The organism is Paracoccus haematequi (assembly GCF_900631945.1).
Classification (GTDB): domain Bacteria; phylum Pseudomonadota; class Alphaproteobacteria; order Rhodobacterales; family Rhodobacteraceae; genus Paracoccus; species Paracoccus haematequi_A.
On record NZ_UZWE01000040.1, the window covers coordinates 37,098 to 59,027 of the forward strand.

The following is a 21,930-nucleotide window of genomic DNA, read 5'->3' on the forward strand; positions in this document are numbered from 1 at the left end:
GGGACCGTTTCAGTTTCCGCGAACGAAGCGCGCAGCGCCCTCGGCCGCGCGTTGCAGGGCGCGGCTCTTGTTCACCGTTTCCAGGAATTCGGATTCCGGGTCGCTGTCATAGACCACCCCGCCGCCCGCCTGGATATACAGCGCACCGTCCTTCAGCACGCCGGTGCGCAGCGCGATGCACATGTCCATCTCGCCATTGGCGGCGAAATAGCCGACCGCGCCGCCATAGACGCCGCGCTTTTCGGGTTCCAGTTCGTCGATGATCTGCATCGCGCGGACCTTCGGCGCGCCCGACACGGTGCCCGCAGGCAGTCCCGCCAGCAGCGCGGACAGCGCATCCTCGCCCTCGCGCAACTCTCCCACCACGTTGCTGACGATGTGCATGACGTGGCTGTAGCGTTCGATCACGAACTGCTCGGTCGGCCTGACCGTGCCGGGCCGGGCCACGCGGCCCACGTCGTTGCGGCCCAGATCCAGCAGCATCAGGTGTTCGGCCAGTTCCTTCTGGTCGCTCAACAGGTCGGCCTCGAGCGCGCGGTCCTGCGCCTCGTCCGCGCCGCGCGGGCGGGTGCCTGCGATGGGGCGGATCGTCACCTCGCCGTCGCGCAGCCGCACCAGGATTTCCGGCGACGCGCCGACGATCTGGAAACCGCCCAGGTTCAGGAAGAACATGAAGGGCGACGGGTTGGTGCGGCGCAGACTGCGATACAGCGCAAAGGGCGGCAGCGGGAACTCCATCCGCCAGCGCTGCGACGGCACGACCTGGAAGATATCCCCGGCCCGGATGTAATCCTTGGCCTTTTCCACCGCCGCCAGATAATCCGCCTTGGAAAAGTTCGACACCGGCTCTCCGATTCGGGCGTCGTGGCCAAGCGCGCGGGGTTCGGTCGGCTGGCGGTCCAGCGACCGCAGCGCGTCCATGACCCGTTCGGCGGCCTGGGCATAGGCGGCGCGGGCGTTGTCGGATCCGTCGTGCCAGGCCGGGGCGCACAGCGTCACCTCGCCTTTCACGCCGTCCAGGACCGCCACGACCGAGGGCCGCATCAGCATCGCGTCGGGCAGGTCCAGCGGATCGGGGTTCACGTCGGGCAGGCGTTCGACCAGCCGGATCATGTCATAGCCCAGGTATCCGAACAGCCCCGCCGCCATCGGAGGGATGCCGTCGGGCATCCGCTCGATCCGGCTTTCGGCGATCAGGGCGCGCAGGCTGTCCAGGGCCGGTCGGTCATCGGCCACGAAGTCGTCCGAGAACCGCGCCTGCCGGTTGATCCGCGCGCGGCCGTCGCGGCAATCCCAGATCAGGTCGGGCTTCATGCCGATGATCTGATAGCGGCCCCGGACTTCGCCTCCGGTGACCGATTCCAGCATGAAGGACATCGGCGCGGCATCCGTCAGCTTCAGCATCAGGCTGACGGGCGTGTCCAGATCAGCCGCCAGCCGGACGGTGACAAGCTGGTTCTGCCCGGCCTTCCACGCCGATTCGAAGGCGGCGAAATCGGGGGTCAGTTCCATCACTGGACCTGCGCGTTGATGGCGTTGATCGCGGACTGGTCCAGCTTGATCCCCGCCTCGCGCTGCACCGCGCGGGCATAGTAATCGAAGATGTCGGCTTGCAGCGACTGGCTCAGGCGGCTGCTGACGGCATCGGTGATGCGCTGCGCGTCCTCGCCCGTCAGGTCGGCCTCGTCGATGGCGTCAAGACGCAGCAGGATCACGCGGTTCTCGGCATCCACGATCTCGATGTCGCCGGGCTCGGCGATGGCGAAGGCGCGCGCCACGGCCTCGGCCGGGATCCCCTCGATCCAGCCGTCGCGGGTGATGTCGGGGGCAGCGGTCCATTCCGGCGCGGGCTGGCCTTCGGGCGCAGCGGGGGACAGGCGCTGCTCCTCGGCCAGGGCCAGAAGCTGGCGATGGGTTTCCGCCTGGCGCCAGTCGGCCTCGACCTCGGCGCGGACCTCCTCGAAGGGGCGCAGGGTGGGCGGAACCACCTGGTCCAGCCGCAGGGCGAAGACGCCGCCATCGTCCAGGCTGGCCAGTTCGGGGAAATCGGCTTCCGAGATCTGGGCCGCACGGTCGCGGAACGCCTGATAGCCCGCGATGCTGCCTTCCTCGGGCGCGGCGCCGGCCGACCAGTCGATCGTGCCCAACTCAAGCTCGGTCTCCTTGGCCACCTGCTCCAGCGAGGCGCCGCCCGCCAGCAGATCCTCGTATTCGGCGGTCCGGTCCTCGATGGTGCGGGCGGCCCGGTCCACCGCAGCCTCGGCGCGCAGATCCTGCTGCGCGTCCTCGAAGGGGATGCTCACCGGCTCGAGAATGGCGTGGACGGCGAACAGCGCCGGGCCAAGGTCGGTCTGGATCGGCCCGACGACGCCCGGCTGATCGGGGGCAAAGACCGCCTCGCCCGCCGCGCCCAGGTCGGCCTGGGACACCTCGCCCAGTTCGGCGTCCTCGGGTTGCAGGCCGCGTTGCAGCACGAAGGCCTCGAAAGGGGCGGTGCCGGCGTCGATCTGGGCCTTGGCGGCCTCGGCATCCTGGGCCGAGGGGAACACCAGGCGGCTGACCAGGCGGCGTTCGGGTTTCTGGTATTCGTCGATATTCGCGTCATAGGCGGCGCGCAGCGCGGCCTCGTCCAGCTGCACGGTCGGGGCCAGCATCTCGGGCGTCAGCCAGACATAGGTGATCTTGCGCATCTCAGGCGCGGTGAAGCGGTCGGCATTGGCGCTGTGCCAGGCTTTCAACGTCGCCTCGTCCGGCTCGGTGATGGGGGCGGGCAGCAGGTCGGCGGTCAGTTCGCGCCACGCCACGTCCCGGCGTTCCAGGATCCATTTCGCGGTGGTGTCCACGGCGGCCGGGGGGGCATCGACGCCGCCCGCCACGGCCCGCTGGATCAGCAGCCGCGCCTCGTCCGTGCGGACCTCGCGTTCGAATTCGGCCTCGGACAGGTTCTCGCGGCGCAGGATTTCGGCATAGCCGGCGCGGTCGAAGCTGCCGGTGGGACCGCGGAAGGCAGGGGCCTCCAGGATGGTCTGGCGGACCTTTTCGTCGCCCACCGACACGCCGATCTTGCGGGCCTGTTCCTCAAGCGCAGCGGCGGTGATCAACTGGGACTGCACCGCCTGGGGCAGGCCCATGGCCTGGGCCTGGGCCATGGACAGCGGCTGGCCGGTCTGCTGCTGATAGGCGTTCATCTGCTGACGCAGCGCGCGGGCATAGTCGTCGGCGGTGATGGTCGTGTCCCCGACCGACCCGATGGCCGTCGATCCGCCGGAAAAGCTGGTCACGCCGAAACCGCCCAGGCCCAGAACCATCAGGCCCATCAGCACCCAGACGATGGTGGACTTCCCGTGTGTCCGCAGGTTTTTCATGGCCCGGCCTTCCTTCGTGATCGTGTCGGGTTTCTTTAGGGCGCGCGGGGGTCCGCGACAAGCCTGTCAGCCGGACAGGCCCCGCAGCCGTTCAGCCAGGGTGGCGATGCCGTCCGCGCCGATATTGGCAAAGGCGATACGCAGATGGCGTGGCCCGGCGGGATCGTCTGGCGGCACGAACATCGTGCCCGGCAGAGCCAGAACGCCGATATCGGCCACCATGCGTCGCGCCAGATCGGCCGAGGATTCGGCCAGCGGATGTTCCACCCAGGCGAAATAGGCCCCGGCGCTTTTGACCCGCCAGCCCGGCAGCGCGCGGATCGCCGCGACGGTCGCATCCCGCCGCGCCAGGATCTCGGCCCGCTCGCCGGCCAGCCAGTCGCGCAGATGCTTCATCCCCCACAGCGCACCGATCTGGCCCAGTTGCGAGGTCGAGATCGCCACCGTGTCCAGGAATTTCTCGACCTGCGCCATCCGGCCGGGCGCTGTGATCAGCGCGCCGACCCGATGTCCCGTCAGGCGATAGGCCTTAGAAAAGCTGTAAAGCTGGATCACTGTCCGGTCCCAGCCGGGCCGCGTCAGCAGGTCGTGCGGCAGCCCGCCGCGGCTGTCGAAATCGCGATAGGTCTCGTCCAGGATCAGCGCCAGCCCGTGCCGCCGGGCCAGATCGAAGAACCGCGCCACCAGTTCGGCGGGATATTCCGCGCCCGAGGGGTTGTTCGGCGTCACCAGCACGATGGCCCGACAGCGCGGCCCGATCATCTCCGCCGCCCGTTCGGGATCGGGCAGCAGGTCGCCGCCGCAGGCCAAGGGCAGCGCGGCGATGCCCTGCATGTCCAGCCACATCTTGTGGTTGAAATACCAGGGCGTCGGCAGGATCACCTGATCCCCCGCCTGCGCCAGCGTGGCGATGGCCGCACAAAAGGCCTGGTTGCAGCCTTGCGTGATCGCCACCTGCGCGGGGTCCACCGCGCCGCCATAGCTGCGGGAAAAATCCGCCGCGACCGCCGCGCGCAGGTCGGGATTGCCCAGGACCGGACCATAGAGATGCGCCTCGGGCCGATTCAGCGCGGCATCGGCCATGGCCTGACGCAGCGCCAAGGGCGGCGGATCGACGGGGGCGGCCTGGCTGACATTGATCAGCGGGCGGTCGGGCGGAAAGGTCGCGCCCGCCAGCCAGCGCCGCGCCTCCATCACCGGGGGCGCGAAGGTCGCGGCCAAAGCCGGGTTCAGCGGGGCGGCATCAGTCACGCGACAGGCCTTGCAGGTCGGACAGGTCGGGCGGCAGCGACAGGTCGAGCGCCGGGGCCCGCAGGCCCGGCGCGGGATGTGCGGCCGGAAGATCGACGGGCATCGCGGGCGCGGCGTCCGGCGCATCCGCCACCGCCCGATCCGGGGCGGCTGGCGCGGCGGGCTGGGCCATCACGGCGGGGCGGTCCACCTGCGGCGCATCCTCGCCCTCAGCGGGCGCGGTCTGCACCGGCCCGTCCCGTTCGCCGGCAGGCTGCGGGCGCGGATCGGCGACCGTCACCGCCACCGGCGCGGGTTCCGAGGTCGGCGCCACGACGGCAGGCGCCTCGGCCTGGCTGGGGCGGTCCTGGGCCAGCGGCGCGGGCAGGCTGGGCGCCAGATCGCCGCCCCGCCCGAATTCCGACCCGACCGGCAGGCCAACCGACTCCGCAACCGGCGCATCGGCGGGCTGCGGTTCCACGGCGGCGGGGGCCGGTTCGGGACCGGCCGCTGGCGCGGGTTCCGCCGCCGTGGCGGGTTCATCCTGCGGCACGGCGTCAGGCGTAGGAACCGGCAGAGGCGCGGCCAGCGACAGCGCGGCCACGGCGGCGACGCTGACCGCGCCGCCATGCAACAAACCTGTCCAGAAACCGCGTGCCATATGCCCCTTCTTGTCCCGCCGGTCTTGACCCCCCGGCGCGCTTTGGACCATCTATAGCGGACCCGTTCAGGCGGGGAAACCGCCACCATATCAGGGCGCCCATCATGATCCTTCTGATCGACAATTACGACAGCTTCACCTGGAACCTCGTGCATTACCTGGCCGAGGCCGGGGCCGAGGTCGTGGTGCGCCGCAACGACGCCCTGACGGTGGACGATGCCCTGGTGATGGAACCTGACGGAATCGTGATCTCTCCCGGTCCCTGCGATCCGGCGCAGGCGGGCATCTGCCTGGACCTGATCCGGGCGGCCGCCGACCGCGCGATCCCGCTGCTGGGCGTCTGCCTGGGCCACCAGGCCATCGGAGAGGCGTTCGGCGGCAAGGTCGTGCGCGCGAACCGCATCATGCACGGCAAGACCGACGCGATCAGCCATGACGGCACGGGGGTGTTCGCGGGCCTGCCGTCCCCGGTGACGGCCACCCGGTATCATTCGCTGACGGTCGAGCCAGACAGCCTGCCCAACTGCCTGCGCGTCACCGCCACCTCGGACGACGGGACCATCATGGGCCTGATCCACGAGGCCCTGCCCATCGAGGGCGTGCAGTTCCATCCCGAATCCATCGCGTCCGAACACGGGCACGACATGATCCGCACCTTCCTGGCCCGCTGCGCGCCGCGAAAGGCGGCGGCATGACCCCCACCGACATCCGCCCGCTGATCGGCATCGCCGCCACCCGCCCCCTGACCGCCGACGAGGCCGAGGCCGCCTTTTCCGCCCTGTTCGACGGCGCGGCGACGCCTGCCCAGATCGGCGGGCTGCTGATGGCCCTGCGCGTGCGGGGCGAGACGGTCGACGAAATCGCCGCCGCCGCCCGTGCCATGCGCAAGCGCATGAACCGCGTCCACGCCCCCGAAGGCGCCATTGACATCGTGGGCACCGGCGGCGACGGCAAGGGCACGCTGAACATCTCGACCGCGACGGCCTTCGTGGTGGCGGGCGCGGGCGTGCCGGTCGCCAAGCACGGCAACCGCAACCTGTCGTCGAAATCGGGCGCGGCGGACGCCCTGACGCAGATGGGCATCAACGTGATGGGCGGGCCTGCGGTCGCGCAATCGGCGATCCGCGACGCGGGCATCTGCTTCATGATGGCGCCGATGCACCATCCGGCGATGCGCCATGTCGGCCCGCCGCGCGCGGAACTGGGCACAAGAACCGTGTTCAACCTGCTGGGACCGTTGACAAATCCGGCCTCGGTCCGGCGACAGTTGACGGGGACGTTCAGCGCGCGTTGGATCCGCCCCATGGCCGAGGTTCTGCGCGATCTGGGCAGCGACGCCGCTTGGCTGGTCCATGGCGCGGACGGCACGGACGAGATCAGCATCGCCGGCGACACCCATGTCGCGGCGCTGAAGGACGGCGAGATCAGCGAATTCACCGTCACGCCCGAGGATGCGGGCCTGCCCCGCCACCCGTTCGAGGCGATCATCGGCGGCGAACCCCACGAAAACGCCGCCGCCTTCCGCGCCCTGCTGGGCGGCGAACGCGGCGCCTATCGCGATGCGGTGCTGCTGAACGCGGCCGCTGCGCTGCTGATCGCGGAAAAAGTCCGCGACCTGCGCGAGGGGGCCGCGATGGCGGCGGAAGCCATCGACAGCGGCGCGGCCAAGGCGCGGCTGGACCGGCTGGCCCAGGTCACCGGGGCGCCCGAGGCATGAGGCCCCCCAAGGCCTGGGACCACCTGCCCTTTTTCCAACAGGACTGGCCCAGGATCCGCGACCGGCTGGAAGGGCTGGACGACTGGCTGCCCGGCCCCGCCCTGGTCTTTGCCGCGCTTGATGCGACTCCACCCGAACGGGTGCGCGTGGTGATCCTGGGCCAGGATCCCTATCCCACGCCCGGTCATGCGAACGGGCTGGCCTTCTCGGTCGCGCCCGACATTGCCCTGCCCCGGTCGCTGAAAAATATCTTCGCCGAACTGCGCGACGACATCGGCGCGGCCCCCGCCACGGGCGACCTGTCGGGTTGGGCGCGGCAGGGAGTGCTGCTGCTGAACACCTCGCTGTCGGTGCCGCCGGGCGATGCCGGACGCCACGCCAAATGGGGATGGGACCGGCTGGCCCGCGGCGCCGTGGCCGAGGCGCAAAGGCACGGCCCGCTGGCCTTCCTGCTGTGGGGCGCCCATGCGCAGAAGGCCGTGGCGGGCCTGCCCCGACCGCAGGATCTGGTGATCGCAACGGCGCATCCCTCGCCCCTGTCCGCGCGGCGGGGGTTCTTTGGCAGCAAGCCGTTTTCACGGATCAATACGTGGCTTGAACAGCAGGGGCGGCAGCCGGTGGACTGGGCGGCGCGATGACGCGCTACAGCGCCTCGAAGCCCGCCTTCTGGCGTTCGGTCCACAACAGATGCAGCGTCAAGCCGTCCTCAGCCGATTCCTCGCGCTGAACCACGCCAGCCTCGTGAAGCCAAGCGCGGCGGCGGCCGTCAGAAAAGGGCAGCGTCACCGTGTCGGTCGTCTTCGGTTCGTCCAGAACCTCGGACAGATGCGCGTCGATGGCCGAGGTCAGGTCGTCCAACCCCTCGCCGGTCAGCGCGCTGACTGCCTGGATGCCTTGGGTGCGCTCATCCGTACGGCGCAGGGCCGCGCGCGTATCGGCGGACAGGGCGTCGATCTTGTTCCAGACCTCGATCAGCGCGACATCCTCATCGACACCCAGGGACTCCAGAATCTCGGCCACGTCGGCGGCCTGTTCCTCGGTTTCGGGGTGGCTGATGTCGCGGACATGCAGGATCAGATCGGCCTCCAGCACCTCCTCCAAGGTGGCGCGGAAGGCGGCGACCAGTTCGGTCGGCAGGTCGCTGATGAAGCCCACGGTATCGGACAGGATGATCTTGCGCCCCTGCCCGCCCCCTGCGCCGGGCAGGCGGATGGCGCGCATGGTCGGATCCAGCGTGGCGAACAGCATGTCCTTGGCCAGAACCTCGGCGCCGGTCAGGCGGTTGAACAGCGTGGATTTTCCGGCGTTGGTGTAGCCCACAAGCGCCACGATGGGATAGGGCACCTTGGCCCGCGCGGCGCGGTGCAGGGTGCGGGTCTTCACGACCCGCTCAAGCTGCCGGCGCAGCCGGGTCATCTGTTCGTCGATGGCGCGGCGGTCGGCCTCGATCTGCGTCTCGCCGGGACCGCCGACAAAGCCAAGCCCGCCCCGCTGGCGTTCCAGGTGGGTCCAGGCGCGCACCAGGCGCGTGCGCTGATAGGAGAGCGCGGCCAGTTCCACCTGCAACACGCCTTCGCGGGTCCGCGCGCGGTCTGCGAAGATTTCCAGGATCAGCCCGGTCCGGTCCAGCAGCTTGACGCCCCAGTCCTTTTCCAGGTTGCGCTGCTGCACGGGGCTGACCGGGCCGTCGATCAACACCAGATCGACCTCGGCCGCGTCCAGGCGCTCGCCGATCTCGGCCAGCTTGCCCTTGCCGAACAACCGGCCCGGATCGGGCTTGCGCAGGCGCGCGACCTCGTCTCCGACGATCTCGATGCCCGGCAGGGCATGGGCCAGCGCCACCGCCTCGGCCAGGGCATGTTCGGGTTCGCGCCGCTGGGTGCGGGCGGCCAGGTCGGGATGGATGACATAGGCGCGGGTCGGCCGAGCCTCGGTCGGGGTGGGTTCGGCCAATCAGTCCTCGCCTTCGTACAGCGAAATGGGCTGGCCCGGCATGATCGTGCTGATGGCGTGCTTGTAAACCAGCTGGGACTGGCCGTCGCGGCGCAGCAGAACGCAGAAATTATCGAACCATGTAATGACGCCCTGCAACTTGACGCCGTTGATCAGGAAGATCGTGACGGGCACCTTCGCCTTGCGGACATGGTTGAGAAATGCGTCCTGCAAGTTCTGCTTGTCGCCAGCCATTCTTGTTTCCGTTTTTTACTGTCCCGGTCGAATTTCACATCTATGCGGTTGATGCGGCCCTTGCAAGCGTGTCGGGCTGCCGGACCGTTACGGCCTAACGGCGCCAGAATTGCGGCGAAAACAGCGCCAGGACCGCCAGGGTTTCCATGCGCCCGACGATCATCGCCCCTGCCAGCACCGCCTTGGTGAAGGGCGGCAGGCCCGACCAGCCCTCCCAGGGGGCGGATGCGATGCCCGCCGTGGCCTCGAAAGCGGGGGTCAGGGGGATCGCGGCGGCCAGGGGGCCGGTATTGGTCAGCGCGGCGATGGACAGGATCGTCGCCGTCTCGATCTCGATCCGCTGGATCGACACCAGGGCCACGCAGACCGCGATCGAGGTCGCGAACAGCATGAAGAAGATGAAGGCCAGATAGGCCCCCTCGCGCCGCAGCCGCCGGGCGATCTGGCCACCGCCGGCAATCGAGTTCGGATGCACGATCCGTTCCATTTCCCGCTGCCCGTGCCGCGCCAGGGCATAGACCCGCAGCAGCTTGACCCCGCCCGCCGTGGTGGCGACGCCACCGCCCATCATCGCCAGCCCCGCCAGGATCAGGCCGGGCGAGGTCAGTCCTGACCAGGCCCGCGCGCCCTGCCAGTCGATCGAGGTCCAGCCGGTCGTCGTCAGATAGCTGAGGCTGTTGAACAGCCCGCCCCAGAAGGCGGCAAGCCCGCTGCGCAGGTCGTGCAGGATTTCCGGCGATCCGTCGGGCGCGCGGGCGCTGTCGATGGCCCCCAGGAAATGCCGGGCGAACAGCGACAGCGCGACCAGGGCCACGAAACCCGCCGCCATCTTCAGTTCGGGATCGTCGACCAGCCGGTCGGTGGCGCGCAGGGCGCCGCCGCCGGGCCAGAAGCGGCGCGACAAGGCGGGGATCAGGAACAGGAACACCGCCATCTCGCCCGGCAGTCCCGAACTGACTCCGGGCGGGCCGAGGACCGGGGAAATGCCGCTGGTCGACAGCGTTCCCATCGCCCGGCACAATGCGATCAGGCCCGGATCGCCCAGCACCAGCAGGATCAGCCACAGGGCCAGCGTCAGCCCCGCATAGACCGGAAAGACCGCTATTGCGGACCGCATCAGCCGGTAATGGGGATGGGTCAGCACCGTCTGGAAGCCGGGCGCAGACAGATGCGGGTTGCGGTCCAGCGGATCGGCGGATCGGGGCAGGCGTTCCAGATATTCGCGGCGGCCATAGGGCTGGGCCATGATCTCGAACCCGCCGATATGCAGGGGCGCCAGGATCGCGGTGGCGGCGGCCAGGATGAAGAACCCGCCCATCCAGCCCGCCATCGCCCGCCACAGATGCAGCGGCATCGGCAGCAGGTCGGCCGAATAGAGCGATGCCCCGGTGGTCGTCAGCGCCGAGGTCATTTCCCACCAGGCGTTGAACAGGCCGGTATCGGGCATCGCCTCGGAAAAAGGCAGCGCCATGATCAGCGGCATCCCGGCATAGACGGCCAGCATGGTCAGCAGCGTGTCGCGCGGGCGCGTCCGGCGCGGATTGGCGGCGGTCGCCAGCCCGATCAGCCCCGCCACGACCAGCACCAGCAGCCCCGAATAGAAGAAGTCGCGCGCCAGTGCGTCGTTGTTGTGGACCGAGGCATAGGCTGCGGGCAGCATCATCGCCAGCCCGGTCATCGCGGCCAGCAGGACGAACAGCGGCAGGCGCAGCAGCACGGCCATGGCGCGTCAGAAAAAGTCGATCGAGACCTGCAACAGGCGCTCGACCTCTGGCACGTCCTTGGTCAGGGCGAACATCAGGATCACGTCGCCCTCCTCGATCCGGGTGTCGGGGGCGGGCTTGACGATGCGGTCGCCCTTTTGCACCGCGCCGATCAGCACGCCCTCGGGAAATTCGATGTCGCGGATCGCGCGGCCCGATATGGGCGAGGTCGACAGGGCCTGCGCCTCGATCACCTCGGCCTCGGCGTCGCCGATGGAATAGATGTCGCGGACCCGGCCATGGCGGATATGGCGCAGGATGGTGGACACGGTGGTGGCGCGCGGGTTGATATAGGCGTCGATGTCCAGCACCTCCATCAGCGGCACCATGGTCGGGTCGTTGATCAGCGCGATGGCCAGCTTTGCCCCCGCCTGCTTGGCCCGGACCGAGGCCAGGATGTTGGTCTTGTCGTCGTCCGTCACCGCCAGCACCGCGTCTGCGGTGGGGACGGCCGCTTCCTCCAGCAGTTCGGCGGACAGCCCGTCGCCGTTCAGCACGATGGTCCGTTCCAGCCGGTCGGCGGCGAATTCCGCGCGGCTGCGGTCGCGTTCGATCAGCTTGGCGCGGATCCGGTCGGGCCGCGCCTCAAGCGCCTGGGCCACGGCAAGGCCCACATTGCCCGCGCCGATGATCGCCACGCGTTCCTGCTTCAACGGCGGCTTGCCGAAGATCTCCAACGTGCGGCCCACATCCTCGCGGTGGCTGAAAACATAGATCTGGTCATGGGCGAACAGCTGGTCGCCCGGTTCCGGCGCGAACAGCCGCCCCTGGCGGCGGACCCCGGCGACGATGGCGCGCAGGCTGGAAAACAGGTCGCTCAGCTGGCGCAGGGGGGTGTTCAGCGCGGGGCAGTCCTCCTCCAGCAGGATGCCCAGAAGCTGCACCTTGCCGCCCATGAAGGTTTCCACGTCGAAGGTGGACGGCGCGGACAGCCGTTGCAGAGCGGCGTTCGCGACCTCGCGTTCGGGGCTGATCACCACGTCGATGGGCAGGTGAGAGGTGCTGTAGAGATCCGAATAGATCGCATCGAGATAGGCGCTGCTGCGCAACCGGGCGATCTTGCGCGGCACCTGGAAGATCGAATGGGCGACCTGGCAGGTGACCATGTTCACCTCGTCCGAATGGGTGGCGGCGATGATCAGGTCGGCGTCGCGGGCGCCCGCGCTGTCAAGCACGTCGGGATGGCTGGCAAAGCCGGTGACGCCCTGCACGTCCAGGGCGTCGGTGGCGCGGCGGATCAGTTCGGCATTGTTGTCGATCACGGTCACGTCGTTGCGTTCGCCCGACAGATGGCGGGCGATCTGCCAGCCGACCTGCCCCGCGCCGCAGATGATGATCTTCATGGCCGTCCCCCTGCCGCCCGAGCCGCCCCCTGCCTACGGCGCCGCCGCGCATGGCGCAACCGTGCTACTTGCCCATCAGCAATTCGTCCTCGGCCCGCATTCCGCCGACCACTCCCAGCGATTTCAGCTTGCGATGCAACGCGCTGCGCTCCATTCCCACGAATTGCGCGGTGCGGCTGATATTGCCGCCGAAGCGGTTGATCTGGGCCACCAGGTATTCGCGTTCGAACATCTCTCGCGCCTCGCGCAGGGCCATGGCGGTGATCTGCGGACCCAGGGCCAGGGCGTCGCTGTTGTCGGGCGTGGCGCCCTGGGGTTCCAGTTCGGCGGGCTGGATCGGGCCGCTTTCCTCGGCCAGGATCAGCACGCGTTCGATGACGTTGCGCAACTGGCGGATATTGCCCGGCCAGCGCATGGATTGCAGGGCAGCCACGGTTTCCTCGGGGAGGTCGCGCGGGGTCAGACCCTGGCTGCGGTGGAAATGGTCGATGAAATGGCGCGCCAGCAGGCCGATGTCGTCGCGCCGTTCCACCAGCGAGGGCACGGCCACCGGCACCACGTTCAGCCGGTCGTACAGTTCCTGCCGGAACCGGCCCGCCGCGATTTCCGCCGGCAGATCGCGATTGGTGGACGAGATCACCCGCAGATCGACCCGCACCCGGTCCGCCCCCCCTGCCCGCACGAACTGCTGTTCGGTCAACACGCGCAGGATTTTCGGCTGCGTTCCCATGGGCATATCGCCCACTTCGTCGAAATAGATGACACCGCCATGGGCCTGTTCCAGCAGGCCGGGTTCAATGCCGCGCTCGGCTGTCTCGCGGCCGAACAGAACCTCCTCCATCCGTTCCGGTTCGATGGTGGCGCAGGGAACGGTGACGAAGGGGGCCGAGGCGCGCGGGCTGTGGGCGTGGATATAGCGGGCGGCCATTTCCTTGCCCGTGCCCGGCTCGCCCGCCAGCATCACCCGGCCGTTCGACTTGGCGACCTTGTCCAGGGCGTCGCGCAGCCGCTTGAAGGCGACGGACTGACCCAGCATTTCCGCCGCCCGGTCGCCGCCGCGCCGCAGGCTGCTGTTCTCGCGCCGCAGGCGGCTGGTCTCCATCGCCCGGTTCACCACCACCATCAGCTGGTCGATGTTGAAGGGCTTTTCGATGAAGTCATAGGCGCCCTGCTTGATCGCCGCGACCGCGATTTCAATGTTGCCATGCCCCGAGATGATGATGACCGGCACGTCGGGGTTGTTGCGCTTGACCTGCTTCAGGATGTCGATGCCGTCCATGCGGCTGTCCTTCAGCCAGATGTCCAGCACCATCAGCGCGGGCTGGCGATCGTTCAGGGCGGCGATCGCCTCGTCCGAGTTCGCGGCGACGCGGGTCTCGAACCCCTCGTCCTTCAGGATGTCCGCCACCAGTTCGCGGATGTCGCGTTCGTCGTCAACGATCAGGATATCGCTCATATCGGTGCTGCCTCGTCTTCTTTTGCTTTTATCTTGCGTTGCGCGCCGCGCACGGGATGGCGTTCCCGCGGCAGGCGGATTTCGGCGACCGCCCCCTGGCCATCGGGCCGGTCGGAGAGCGACAGGCTGCCGCCATGTTCCTCGACGATCTTCTTGACGATGGGCAGGCCCAGTCCGGTCCCCCCCGCCTTCAGGGTGACATAGGGTTCGAACAGCCGCGAACGATCTGCGGGCAGGCCGGGGCCGTTGTCGGCGATGCGGATCGTCACCGCGTCGTGGTCGGCCCGCATGTCGACCGTTATCCGGGGCGCCCAACCTTCGGGTGGGTTCTCCGATTTTTCCTCGACAGCTTCTCCGGCATTCTTCACCAGGTTCGTGAAGGCTTGGCGCAGCATTCCCGCGTCGCAATCGACGATCACCGGCTGGTCGGGAATGTCGGTTGCAAGCGCGCCTTTCAGCGCGTCCTGTTGCAGCAGCGCGACCTCTCGCAGCAGCCCGGCCAGGTCGATCTCGGCCCGGTCGGGTTCGGGCATCCGGGCGAAGCGGCTGAATTCGTCCACGATCCGGCGCAGGTCGCCGGTCTGGCGGATGATCACGTCGGTATACTGATCCAGCGACGCCTTGTCCTCGGGCGACGCCAGCCTGCCGAACTTGCGGCGCAGGCGTTCGGCGGACAGCTGGATCGGCGTCAGCGGGTTCTTGATCTCGTGCGCGACGCGGCGGGCCACGTCCCCCCAGGCGGCCATGCGCTGCGCGGTCACAAGCTCGGTCACGTCGTCGAAGGCCACCACATAGCCCTCCAGATCGCCGTCCGTGCCGCGACGGACCGCCATGCGCACCAGCAGGCTTTCGACGCGGCCTTCGCGCATCAGGCGCACCTCGTCCTGCACGGTTTCCGCGACCGAGGCCGACAGGCGGTCGAACAGCGGCGCGAATTCCGGCACGGCCTCGGACAGCAGCGCGTCGATGTCGCGTTTCGGGTCCAGCCCCAGCAACCGGCTGGCGGATCGGTTCACGAAATCGATTTCCCCGGCCGCGTCCAGCCCGATCACCCCCGATGTGACCGAGGACAGCACGTTGTCGAACAGCCGCCGCTGTTCGTCGCTGACGCGATAGCTGTCCACCAGTTCGGCCCGCTGCGCCTTCAGCTGCCGGGTCATGCGGTTGAAGGACTGGCCCAGGGTCTGGATCTCGTCCCCCGTATCGGGTTCGGGCACCTGCACGTCCAGGTCGCCATGCCCCACCCGTTCGCTGGCCTGGGCCAGCAGGCCGATGGGCCGCGACAGGCGAGACGCGAACCACAGGCCCAGCAGCACCGCGGCCGCGACCAGCAGCAGCGCGAAGGCCAGGTAGACCAGCGAAAATTCGAACAGCACCTGGCTGCGGGTCTGTTCAAGCTGGCGATAGCTGCCGACCGTCGCGCGGGTGTCATCCACCAGCCCCAGCAGCGCGCCGTCCACGTCGCGTGTCACATACAGGTAACGGTCGGCCAGCGGCGGCAGGGCCACCAGGGCGCGGAATTCGTTGTTCTCCCAATCCTCGATCAGGACCACGCCGTCGGATTGGGCACGGTCCAGGTCGCCGCTGTCGGGGGCCTCGTACCAGAACAGATAGGACCGTTCGCCCCGCGCGCGGATTTCGCCTGCGCCGTTGATGATATAGGCCTCGCGCAGGCCCCGCTGGATCAGCGCCTGACCCTGGACCAGAAGCTGCCGCATCTCGGCGTCCTCGATCATCGGATTGGCGCGGCCCGCCTGGGTCAGCACGCCGGCCAGGGCGGTGGCGTCCTGGATCAGATCGCGGCGGTGTTCCTCTTGATAGGCTTCGGCGGCGGCCTGGGATGTGGTGACCACCTGCTGCACCCGGCCCGAGAACCAGCCTTCAAGCCCGATATTGACCAGAAACCCCGCGAACAGCGCGACCAGCACCGTGGGAACCAGGGCCAGCCCCGCAAAGATCAGCACCAGCCGCGCGTGCAGCCGCGATCCGGCGGCGGTCTTGCGCCGCGCGGTGATCAGCCGCGCCATGCGCAGCACGATGATCCCGATAAGAACGATCAGATAGGCCAGATCCAGCAGCAGGATCAGCCGCAGCATCCGGCTTTCGGCGCCCTGGGCCAGCGGCCCCAGCACCGTCATCGTGGCGCCCGCCAGCAGCAGCCCGAGGGCCAGCATGCCGAACGCCATGGCGCCGCGCCAATGACGCGGCAACGTAACCCGTGCGAGCCTGTCCCAGCTCAGCCCTGATGCGGCACCTGCCATTGCTCCCGCCTGCCGTCTGACGCGGCTTTCTGTTGCAGCGCCGATACGGATGGCGCTGCCCCTGTGGCGGTTTTACATCAGTTTGCGGCGCCGTGTCACCTCGATATTCAGCTCGGTCAGCTTCTTGCGCAGGGTATTGCGGTTTATGCCCAGCAGATCGGCGCATCTCAGCTGGTTGCCGCCGGTGGCGTCCAGGGCGACCTGCAACAGCGGGCGCTCGATCTCTCGCAGGATGCGGTCATAGAGGCCGGGCGGCGGCAGGCTGTCGCCATGCAGGTCGAAATAGCGTTGCAGATGCGCCTCGACCGAATCCGACAGCGGGCCGTTGCCGCCGCCCAGTTGATAAGGCGCGGGACCGGCGCCCTCGGCCGCCGCCGACGACGGAGCGGGTACCGGCACGACCGTCAGGGGCGCCGCGCGGCTGGCGCCCTGCTGGGTCAGGGCCTCGCGCATCTCGGCGGCGGTGATGGTGGGGCCGCTGGCGGTCAGGGCCAGGCGGCGCATCATGTTTTCCAGCTCGCGCACGTTGCCGGGAAAGGCATGGACGCGCAGCAGGGCGGCCGCGTCGTCGCCCAGGGCGCGGTCGGGCAGGCCCTGGGTCACCGCACGGGCCAGCAGATGAGCGGCCAGCGGCAGGATGTCATCGACCCGCGCCCGCAGCGGCGGCACCGTGACCGTCACCCCGGCCAACCGGTAATACAGATCCGACCGCAGTCGCCCCGCCGCCACGTCCGCCTGGGGATCCGGCCCGGTGGTCGCGACGATGCGCGGCGCCAGGGCGCGGTCCGGGCCGCTTTCCAGCGATTCGATCAGCCCGATCAGGCGGGCCTGCGCGGCGGCGTCGAAGCCCGCCGGGTTTTCGATCAGGATCGTGCCGCCCCGCGCCTTGTCGGCGGCCCGCGAGATCGCCTCGTCGCCCGCATCGGCGGATGTCAGGATCGCCAGCCCCTGGTCGCGGCGGTCGGACAGGTCGTGGAAGGACCGCGCGATCGTGGTCTTGCCGACGCCGGGTTCGCCCGCGATCAGCACCGGCAGATCGGCATTGAGGATCCGCGCCACCATGCGGAACAGCGACTGCATCGCCGGGGCATGGCCGATCAGCGGCATTGCCGGATCGGCGGCGGGGCGCGGGGCGGCGGCATCGGGCAGCGGGTCCGACTTGCGCGGGCGGCGCGACAGCGCCTGGTTCGCCTTGGCCATCAGGTCGGGCAGGTCGAAGGGCTTGGGCAGGTATTCGAAGGCCTCGGCCTCGGTCGCGCGGATGGCGGTGACGATGGTGTTCTGGGCCGAGATCACGATCACCGGCAGGTCGGGTCGCGCGTCCCGGATCGCCGGGATGCGGTCGATGCCGTTGCCGTCGGGCATCATCACGTCGGTGATGACCAGATCGCCGCGCCCTTCCTCGACCCATTTCGACAGCTGCGCCAGGCTGCCCGTGGCATGGACCCGGCAGCCCGCGCGGGTCAGCGCCTGGGTCAGCACGATGCGGATGGTGCGGTCGTCGTCGGCGATCAGAACGGTTCCGTCCATGGCGTCGGTCCTTATGCCTTGGGCAATGAGATGCGGAAAACGGTGCGGCCGGGGCGCGAATCCACCCGGATCAGCGCCCCGTGGTCGGTGATGATCTTGCTGACAAGCGCCAGCCCCAGCCCGGTGCCGTTTTCCCGGCCCGACACGAAGGGCTCGAACACCTGATCGGCGATGGCGGGGGGCAGGCCGGGGCCGTTATCCTCGATCTCGATCTGAAGGGGCAGCGGGCGTCCGGTCGGGTCGGTCTCGTCCGGGGGCAGGCGCAGGCTGTGGTCATAGAAGCTGCGCAGGCGGATCACGGGCTGGTCGGTGTCCTTCAGCGCCTCGGCCGCGTTCTTGACCAAGTTCAGGCAGACCTGGGTCAACTGGTCGGCATCGGCCAGGGCATCGGGCAAGGATGGGTCGTATTCCGCCACGATGCCGATCTTGCGGGCGAATCCCACGGCGGCGGACCGGCGCACCTTTTCCAGCACGTCATGGACATTGATCGCCCGCAGGTTCGGGGCCGAGGTGTCGCCGAAGCGTTCCACCTGTTCCAGCAAGGACACGATGCGCTTCGATTCGCTGACGATCATCTCGGCCATCTCGCGGTCCTCGGGCGGGGCGTTCATGCCGATCAGCTGCGCCGCGCCCCGAATGCCCGCGAGGGGGTTCTTGATCTCGTGCGCCAGCATTTCGGCCATGCCGATGGCGCTGCGGGCTGCGGTGCGCACGGCGCGGCTTTGCGATTGCAGCCCGGCCTCGTCCAGCGGCACCAGCAGCAGGGACACCGCCCCGCCGATATCGGCGGCGGAACCGGCATGGACGGCGGCGCGGCGTTCCTGGTGGCCGCCCGCGCGGTCGCCGATCTCGAAGCAGACATTGGGCTGATACAGCGCCTCGTCGCTGCGCATCACGCGGGCGACCAGCGGCGACAGGGACGGCTGAATGCGCAGCCGGGTCCGCATGTCGTCGCTGTCCAGAACCCGCCCGATGGTGGAATTGCGCGACATGTTCAGCCAGAACTCGGCCGCGTCGTTCATGGCGGCGACCCGGCCCTGGTCGTCCAGAACCAGGGCGGGCAACGGCAGGGCGTCCCAGCCCGGACCGGGGCGCGCCTGCGCAAATCCGGTCGGGCTGCCCCGCGTCATGCGGCCACCGGCGCGTCGGAAAAGGCCTGGCGGATCAGGGCCAGCGCCGCCGCCGGGCTGTCCGCGCGCAGCATCTGGTCGCGCAGCGGCGCCCCGGTCGCATCGGCATACCAGCCCAGATGCTTGCGCGCGACTCGCAGGCCCAGGTCGGTGCCATAGAAATCCAGCATGTCCTGGTAATGCTCGGCCACCGCGTCGGCCAGGGCATCGCCCTGCGGCACCTGCGGCGCAGGGCTGCCGGTCAGGTCGTGGGCGATCCGCGCCAGCCGCCAGGGCGCGCCCTGCGCGCCGCGCCCGATCATCACCGCCTCGGCGCCCGAGGCCGCAAGCGCCGCGCGCGCCGAGGCCGCGTCCACCACATCGCCATTGGCGACCAGCGGCGGGCGGCCCGGAAGGTTCGCCACCGCCCGGATCCGGGTCCAGTCGGCCTGGCCCTTGTAGAACTGCGCCCGAGTCCGGCCATGCACGGTCAGCATCCTGACACCCGCATCGGTCGCGCGACGGGCCAGATCGGCGGCGTTCAGGCAATCCTCGTCCCAGCCCAGCCGCATCTTCAGCGTCACGGGCACGGATACGGCGCCCACCACCGCGTCGATCAAGCCAAGCGCGTGGTCCAGATCGCGCATCAGCGCCGCGCCGGACAGCCCGCCGGTGACCTTCTTGGCCGGGCAGCCCATGTTGATGTCGACGATCCGCGCGCCCATGCCCTCGACGATCCGCGCCGTTTCGGCCATCGCCCCGGCCTCGCGACCGGCGATCTGAACGCTGACGGGCAGCGCCCCTTCGGTCAGGGCCTTGGCGCGGACGGCCGCGCGGGTGGACGGGCGCGGGGTCACCATTTCGGTCGAGGCGACCATTTCGCTGACCATCAGCCCGGCGCCGTATCGCGCAACAGCGCGGCGAAACGGCAGATCGGTAATTCCCGCCATCGGTGCAAGAAACACCGGCGGGCCAAGCCGCGTGTCGCCAAGAATGATCGGTTCGCCGAACTGCATGTCCTGTTCCTTCGCCTTGACCCAAGCGGGCCGCAAGCCAGCGGTTGCGGGCAGGGATGCCGCTTCTTTAACCATCCGCAGCGCTGCCTATATTTTAATCAATAAGCCCGATTTACAGGCAGGGCCAGCGCGATCCGTCCTGTCGCGAAGATCCCGCAGCCTTGCCGCAAACACCGTGGCAGCCCGGCCCAGCCCATGTTTAGATAGAGGCTTCATTGCAAGGGGGACGCATGTTCCTGTCGGTTTTCGATCTGTTCAAGGTGGGCGTCGGCCCGTCGTCGTCGCATACGATGGGGCCGATGGTGGCCGGTGCGCGGTTCCTGGACGAGCTGCGCCAGCAGCCCTTCAGGGCGCATGGGCTGAAGGCCAGCCTGCATGGCAGCCTTGCCTTTACCGGCAAGGGCCATGCGACCGACCGGGCGACGATCCTGGGCTTGGCGGGCTTCGTACCGGCCACCCTGGACGCCGATGCCGCCGAATCCGCCCTTGCCGCAAACCGCGCCACCCGCATCCTGTCGCCCGAGGGGCTGGGCGATCTGGTCTTCGACCCCGACCGCGACCTGCGCTTCGATTTCGACCATGCGCTGCCGGGACATGCGAACGGCATGACGCTGTCGGCCACAGACGCCCAAGGCGACGTGATCTTCCACCGCATCTATTATTCCATCGGCGGCGGCTTCGTGCTGACCGACGAGGAACTGGCCCGCAAGGGCGACGAGAAGCGCAGCGACGATGCGCCCAAGGTGCCCTACCCGTTCTCCAGCGCCGCCGAGATGCTGGAGATGGCCGCGTCCTCGGGCAAGTCCATCGCGCGGATGAAGCATGACAACGAACGGGTGTTCCGCTCGGACGCCCAGATCCGCGACGGGCTGATGCGGATCTGGCAGGTGATGCGGGACTGCATGGACCGGGGGCTGACCACCGACGGCATCCTGCCAGGCGGGCTGTCGGTCAGGCGCCGCGCCAAGGCGATCCACGAAAAGCTGCTGGCCGAACGCGGCATGAACCTGACCGCGCCCCATGTCATCAACGACTGGATGTCGACCTATGCCATGGCCGTGAACGAGGAGAACGCGGCAGGGGGCCAGGTCGTCACGGCGCCCACGAACGGCGCGGCGGGCACCGTGCCTGCGGTGATCCGCTACTGGCTGGACCATGTGCCCGGCGCGTCCGAACGCGACATTCCCGAATTCCTGCTGACGGCGGCGGCCATCGGCGGGCTGGTCAAGCACAACGCCAGCATCTCGGGCGCCGAGGCCGGGTGCCAGGCCGAGGTCGGCAGCGCGTCGGCGATGGCCGCGGCGGGTCTGGCGGCGGTCCTGGGCGGGACGCCGGAACAGGTGGAAAACGCGGCCGAGATCGCGCTGGAACATCACCTGGGCATGACCTGCGACCCCGTGAAGGGCCTGGTACAGGTGCCCTGCATCGAACGAAACGGTCTGGGCGCAATCAAGGCGGTCAGCGCGGCCAGCCTGTCCCTGCGCGGCGACGGCAGCCATTTCGTGCCGCTGGACGCCGCTATCGAGACCATGCGCCAGACCGGCCGCGACATGTCGGACAAGTACAAGGAAACCTCGTTGGGCGGGCTGGCGGTCAACGTCCCGAATTGTTGATCGCCCCGGCGGCGGGCTGTCGCCGCCAGGGCCGCCATCCGCTTGTGCCGCCGCGCGGCGGTTGCTAACGCTGGCGTGACAGTGATCCCCAAAGAAGGCTGACCGATGACACCGCGTCTTGCACTCATCGCGCTGATGACCCTGCCTCTGGCCGCCTGCGAGGGCGTGACCCTTCCGGGCCTTCCCACGGCGGCCGCGCCCCAGGTCGAAGGCCACAAAGGCCCCCCCGGCGTGTCCCCCCTGGAACAGCCCATCGAAACCGGGGCCGAGGCCAGGCCCGTATCCACCGCCGAAGCCGCGACCTATAACACCGCCGCTTTCAGCGCGCGCGGGAACGAGCCGTTCTGGGCCGTGGACGTGGCCGGCAGCACCGCGATCTACAAGACGCCCGGCAACCAGAAGGGCCGCGCGATCCGCGTGAACCGCCTGAATTTCGCGCAGGGCGTGGAATATGTAGGCGTCCATGCAGGCCGTCCCTTCGTGCTGAACATCCGGGCCAGCGAATGCCAGGACAGCATGTCGGGGCAGGACTTCCCCTTCACCGCGCGGCTGACCGTATCGGGCAAGACGAACGCAGGCTGCGCAGGGCCCGCCGCGCCCGAGGTGGCGACCGCCGTCGCCGCCATCAAGGCGCCCGCCCCGGCGGCCCCGCGCAGCCTGCGTTCGTCTTGCCCGATAC

At 69.1% G+C, this 21,930-nt stretch carries 18 protein-coding genes; 5 read left to right on the forward strand and 13 right to left on the reverse strand.

The features are described 5' to 3' along the window. Nucleotides 1–9: 9 nt before the first annotated feature. From trpE to PARHAE_RS21730, 4 genes are all read right to left on the reverse strand, one after another. Nucleotides 10–1,512 (reverse strand): anthranilate synthase component I, encoded by a 1,503-nt coding sequence (gene trpE / locus PARHAE_RS14605; RefSeq protein WP_126155316.1) that lies wholly within the window; start codon nucleotides 1,510–1,512, stop codon nucleotides 10–12. Continuing rightward, a complete protein-coding gene (locus tag PARHAE_RS14610) occupies nucleotides 1,512–3,365 on the reverse strand; it encodes a peptidylprolyl isomerase (protein ID WP_241232829.1) in 1,854 nt (617 codons plus the stop codon). Before PARHAE_RS14610 ends, trpE begins: the two co-directional genes overlap by 1 nt. 66 nt (nucleotides 3,366–3,431) lie before the next feature. Continuing rightward, nucleotides 3,432–4,616: an aminotransferase gene (locus PARHAE_RS14615; RefSeq protein ID WP_277600682.1), complete on the reverse strand. Its 1,185-nt coding sequence runs from the start codon at nucleotides 4,614–4,616 to the stop codon at nucleotides 3,432–3,434. Continuing rightward, nucleotides 4,609–5,256: a hypothetical protein gene (locus PARHAE_RS21730; protein ID WP_241232830.1), complete on the reverse strand. Its 648-nt coding sequence runs from the start codon at nucleotides 5,254–5,256 to the stop codon at nucleotides 4,609–4,611. Before PARHAE_RS21730 ends, PARHAE_RS14615 begins: the two co-directional genes overlap by 8 nt. 104 nt (nucleotides 5,257–5,360) lie before the next feature. Here PARHAE_RS21730 and PARHAE_RS14620 point away from each other — a divergent pair, with 104 nt between their 5' ends. From PARHAE_RS14620 to PARHAE_RS14630, 3 genes are read left to right on the forward strand one after another with little or no spacing between them, the layout of a single operon-like run. Further along, nucleotides 5,361–5,951 (forward strand): anthranilate synthase component II, encoded by a 591-nt coding sequence (locus PARHAE_RS14620; RefSeq protein WP_126155318.1) that lies wholly within the window; start codon nucleotides 5,361–5,363, stop codon nucleotides 5,949–5,951. After that, nucleotides 5,948–6,973, forward strand: a complete 1,026-nt coding sequence (gene trpD / locus PARHAE_RS14625) for an anthranilate phosphoribosyltransferase (RefSeq protein WP_126155319.1) — start codon at nucleotides 5,948–5,950, stop codon at nucleotides 6,971–6,973. The genes PARHAE_RS14620 and trpD overlap by 4 nt, the downstream gene beginning before the upstream one ends. Continuing rightward, on the forward strand, nucleotides 6,970–7,611 hold the full coding sequence (locus PARHAE_RS14630; RefSeq protein ID WP_126155320.1) for a uracil-DNA glycosylase: 642 nt from the start codon (nucleotides 6,970–6,972) through the stop codon (nucleotides 7,609–7,611). The genes trpD and PARHAE_RS14630 overlap by 4 nt, the downstream gene beginning before the upstream one ends. Before the next feature lie 4 nt (nucleotides 7,612–7,615). Here the strand turns inward: PARHAE_RS14630 and hflX are convergent, their stop codons facing one another. The 9 genes from hflX to dusB all read right to left on the reverse strand — a co-directional run bounded on the left by hflX (nucleotide 7,616) and on the right by dusB (nucleotide 19,638). Continuing rightward, complete coding sequence (hflX, locus tag PARHAE_RS14635; protein ID WP_126155321.1) at nucleotides 7,616–8,926, reverse strand: GTPase HflX; 1,311 nt, start codon at nucleotides 8,924–8,926, stop codon at nucleotides 7,616–7,618. Then, entirely contained in the window at nucleotides 8,927–9,160 is a 234-nt protein-coding gene (hfq, locus tag PARHAE_RS14640; protein WP_020949330.1) for an RNA chaperone Hfq, read from the reverse strand. A gap of 94 nt (nucleotides 9,161–9,254) precedes the next feature. Continuing rightward, nucleotides 9,255–10,883, reverse strand: a complete 1,629-nt coding sequence (locus PARHAE_RS14645; protein WP_126155322.1) for a potassium transporter TrkG — start codon at nucleotides 10,881–10,883, stop codon at nucleotides 9,255–9,257. Between the two features lie 6 nt (nucleotides 10,884–10,889). Then, on the reverse strand, nucleotides 10,890–12,266 hold the full coding sequence (gene trkA / locus PARHAE_RS14650; protein WP_126155323.1) for a Trk system potassium transporter TrkA: 1,377 nt from the start codon (nucleotides 12,264–12,266) through the stop codon (nucleotides 10,890–10,892). A 64-nt stretch (nucleotides 12,267–12,330) separates the two neighbouring features. Further along, nucleotides 12,331–13,722, reverse strand: coding sequence for a nitrogen assimilation response regulator NtrX (gene ntrX / locus PARHAE_RS14655; RefSeq protein WP_126155324.1), 1,392 nt, complete (start codon nucleotides 13,720–13,722; stop codon nucleotides 12,331–12,333). Beyond that, on the reverse strand, nucleotides 13,719–15,983 hold the full coding sequence (locus PARHAE_RS14660; protein WP_126155325.1) for a sensor histidine kinase NtrY-like: 2,265 nt from the start codon (nucleotides 15,981–15,983) through the stop codon (nucleotides 13,719–13,721). Before PARHAE_RS14660 ends, ntrX begins: the two co-directional genes overlap by 4 nt. A 72-nt stretch (nucleotides 15,984–16,055) precedes the next feature. Then, on the reverse strand, nucleotides 16,056–17,513 hold the full coding sequence (locus tag PARHAE_RS14665; protein WP_126155326.1) for a response regulator: 1,458 nt from the start codon (nucleotides 17,511–17,513) through the stop codon (nucleotides 16,056–16,058). 11 nt (nucleotides 17,514–17,524) lie between these two features. Continuing rightward, nucleotides 17,525–18,643 carry a two-component system sensor histidine kinase NtrB gene (locus PARHAE_RS14670; protein WP_126155327.1) on the reverse strand — a complete coding sequence of 373 codons (1,119 nt, stop codon included), beginning with the start codon at nucleotides 18,641–18,643 and terminating at the stop codon, nucleotides 17,525–17,527. Then, entirely contained in the window at nucleotides 18,640–19,638 is a 999-nt protein-coding gene (dusB, locus tag PARHAE_RS14675; protein WP_126155328.1) for a tRNA dihydrouridine synthase DusB, read from the reverse strand. Before dusB ends, PARHAE_RS14670 begins: the two co-directional genes overlap by 4 nt. 230 nt (nucleotides 19,639–19,868) lie before the next feature. On the opposite strand from dusB, the gene PARHAE_RS14680 reads away from it, so the two are divergent. Both PARHAE_RS14680 and PARHAE_RS14685 read left to right on the forward strand, forming a co-directional pair. Then, the gene (locus PARHAE_RS14680) at nucleotides 19,869–21,251 is read left to right on the forward strand and encodes an L-serine ammonia-lyase (protein ID WP_126155329.1); all 1,383 of its coding nucleotides are present in this window, start codon (nucleotides 19,869–19,871) and stop codon (nucleotides 21,249–21,251) included. A 105-nt stretch (nucleotides 21,252–21,356) separates the two neighbouring features. After that, nucleotides 21,357–21,930, forward strand: a 574-nt coding sequence (locus PARHAE_RS14685) for a COG3650 family protein (RefSeq protein WP_206436972.1), incomplete at its 3' end; no start/stop codon positions are given.

Excerpts from the sequence above, each read along its gene's own strand:
- trpE (WP_126155316.1), bottom strand. The coding sequence starts at position 1,512 with ATGGAACTGACCCCCGATTTCGCCGCCTTCGAATCGGCGTGGAAGGCC.
- PARHAE_RS14610 (WP_241232829.1), bottom strand. The coding sequence starts at position 3,365 with ATGAAAAACCTGCGGACACACGGGAAGTCCACCATCGTCTGGGTGCTG.
- PARHAE_RS21730 (WP_241232830.1), bottom strand. The coding sequence starts at position 5,256 with ATGGCACGCGGTTTCTGGACAGGTTTGTTGCATGGCGGCGCGGTCAGC.
- PARHAE_RS14620 (WP_126155318.1), top strand. The coding sequence starts at position 5,361 with ATGATCCTTCTGATCGACAATTACGACAGCTTCACCTGGAACCTCGTG.
- trpD (WP_126155319.1), top strand. The coding sequence starts at position 5,948 with ATGACCCCCACCGACATCCGCCCGCTGATCGGCATCGCCGCCACCCGC.
- PARHAE_RS14630 (WP_126155320.1), top strand. The coding sequence starts at position 6,970 with ATGAGGCCCCCCAAGGCCTGGGACCACCTGCCCTTTTTCCAACAGGAC.
- hfq (WP_020949330.1), bottom strand. The coding sequence starts at position 9,160 with ATGGCTGGCGACAAGCAGAACTTGCAGGACGCATTTCTCAACCATGTC.
- PARHAE_RS14645 (WP_126155322.1), bottom strand. The coding sequence starts at position 10,883 with ATGGCCGTGCTGCTGCGCCTGCCGCTGTTCGTCCTGCTGGCCGCGATG.
- trkA (WP_126155323.1), bottom strand. The coding sequence starts at position 12,266 with ATGAAGATCATCATCTGCGGCGCGGGGCAGGTCGGCTGGCAGATCGCC.
- ntrX (WP_126155324.1), bottom strand. The coding sequence starts at position 13,722 with ATGAGCGATATCCTGATCGTTGACGACGAACGCGACATCCGCGAACTG.
- PARHAE_RS14660 (WP_126155325.1), bottom strand. The coding sequence starts at position 15,983 with ATGGCAGGTGCCGCATCAGGGCTGAGCTGGGACAGGCTCGCACGGGTT.
- PARHAE_RS14665 (WP_126155326.1), bottom strand. The coding sequence starts at position 17,513 with ATGGACGGAACCGTTCTGATCGCCGACGACGACCGCACCATCCGCATC.
- PARHAE_RS14670 (WP_126155327.1), bottom strand. The coding sequence starts at position 18,643 with ATGACGCGGGGCAGCCCGACCGGATTTGCGCAGGCGCGCCCCGGTCCG.
- dusB (WP_126155328.1), bottom strand. The coding sequence starts at position 19,638 with ATGCAGTTCGGCGAACCGATCATTCTTGGCGACACGCGGCTTGGCCCG.
- PARHAE_RS14680 (WP_126155329.1), top strand. The coding sequence starts at position 19,869 with ATGTTCCTGTCGGTTTTCGATCTGTTCAAGGTGGGCGTCGGCCCGTCG.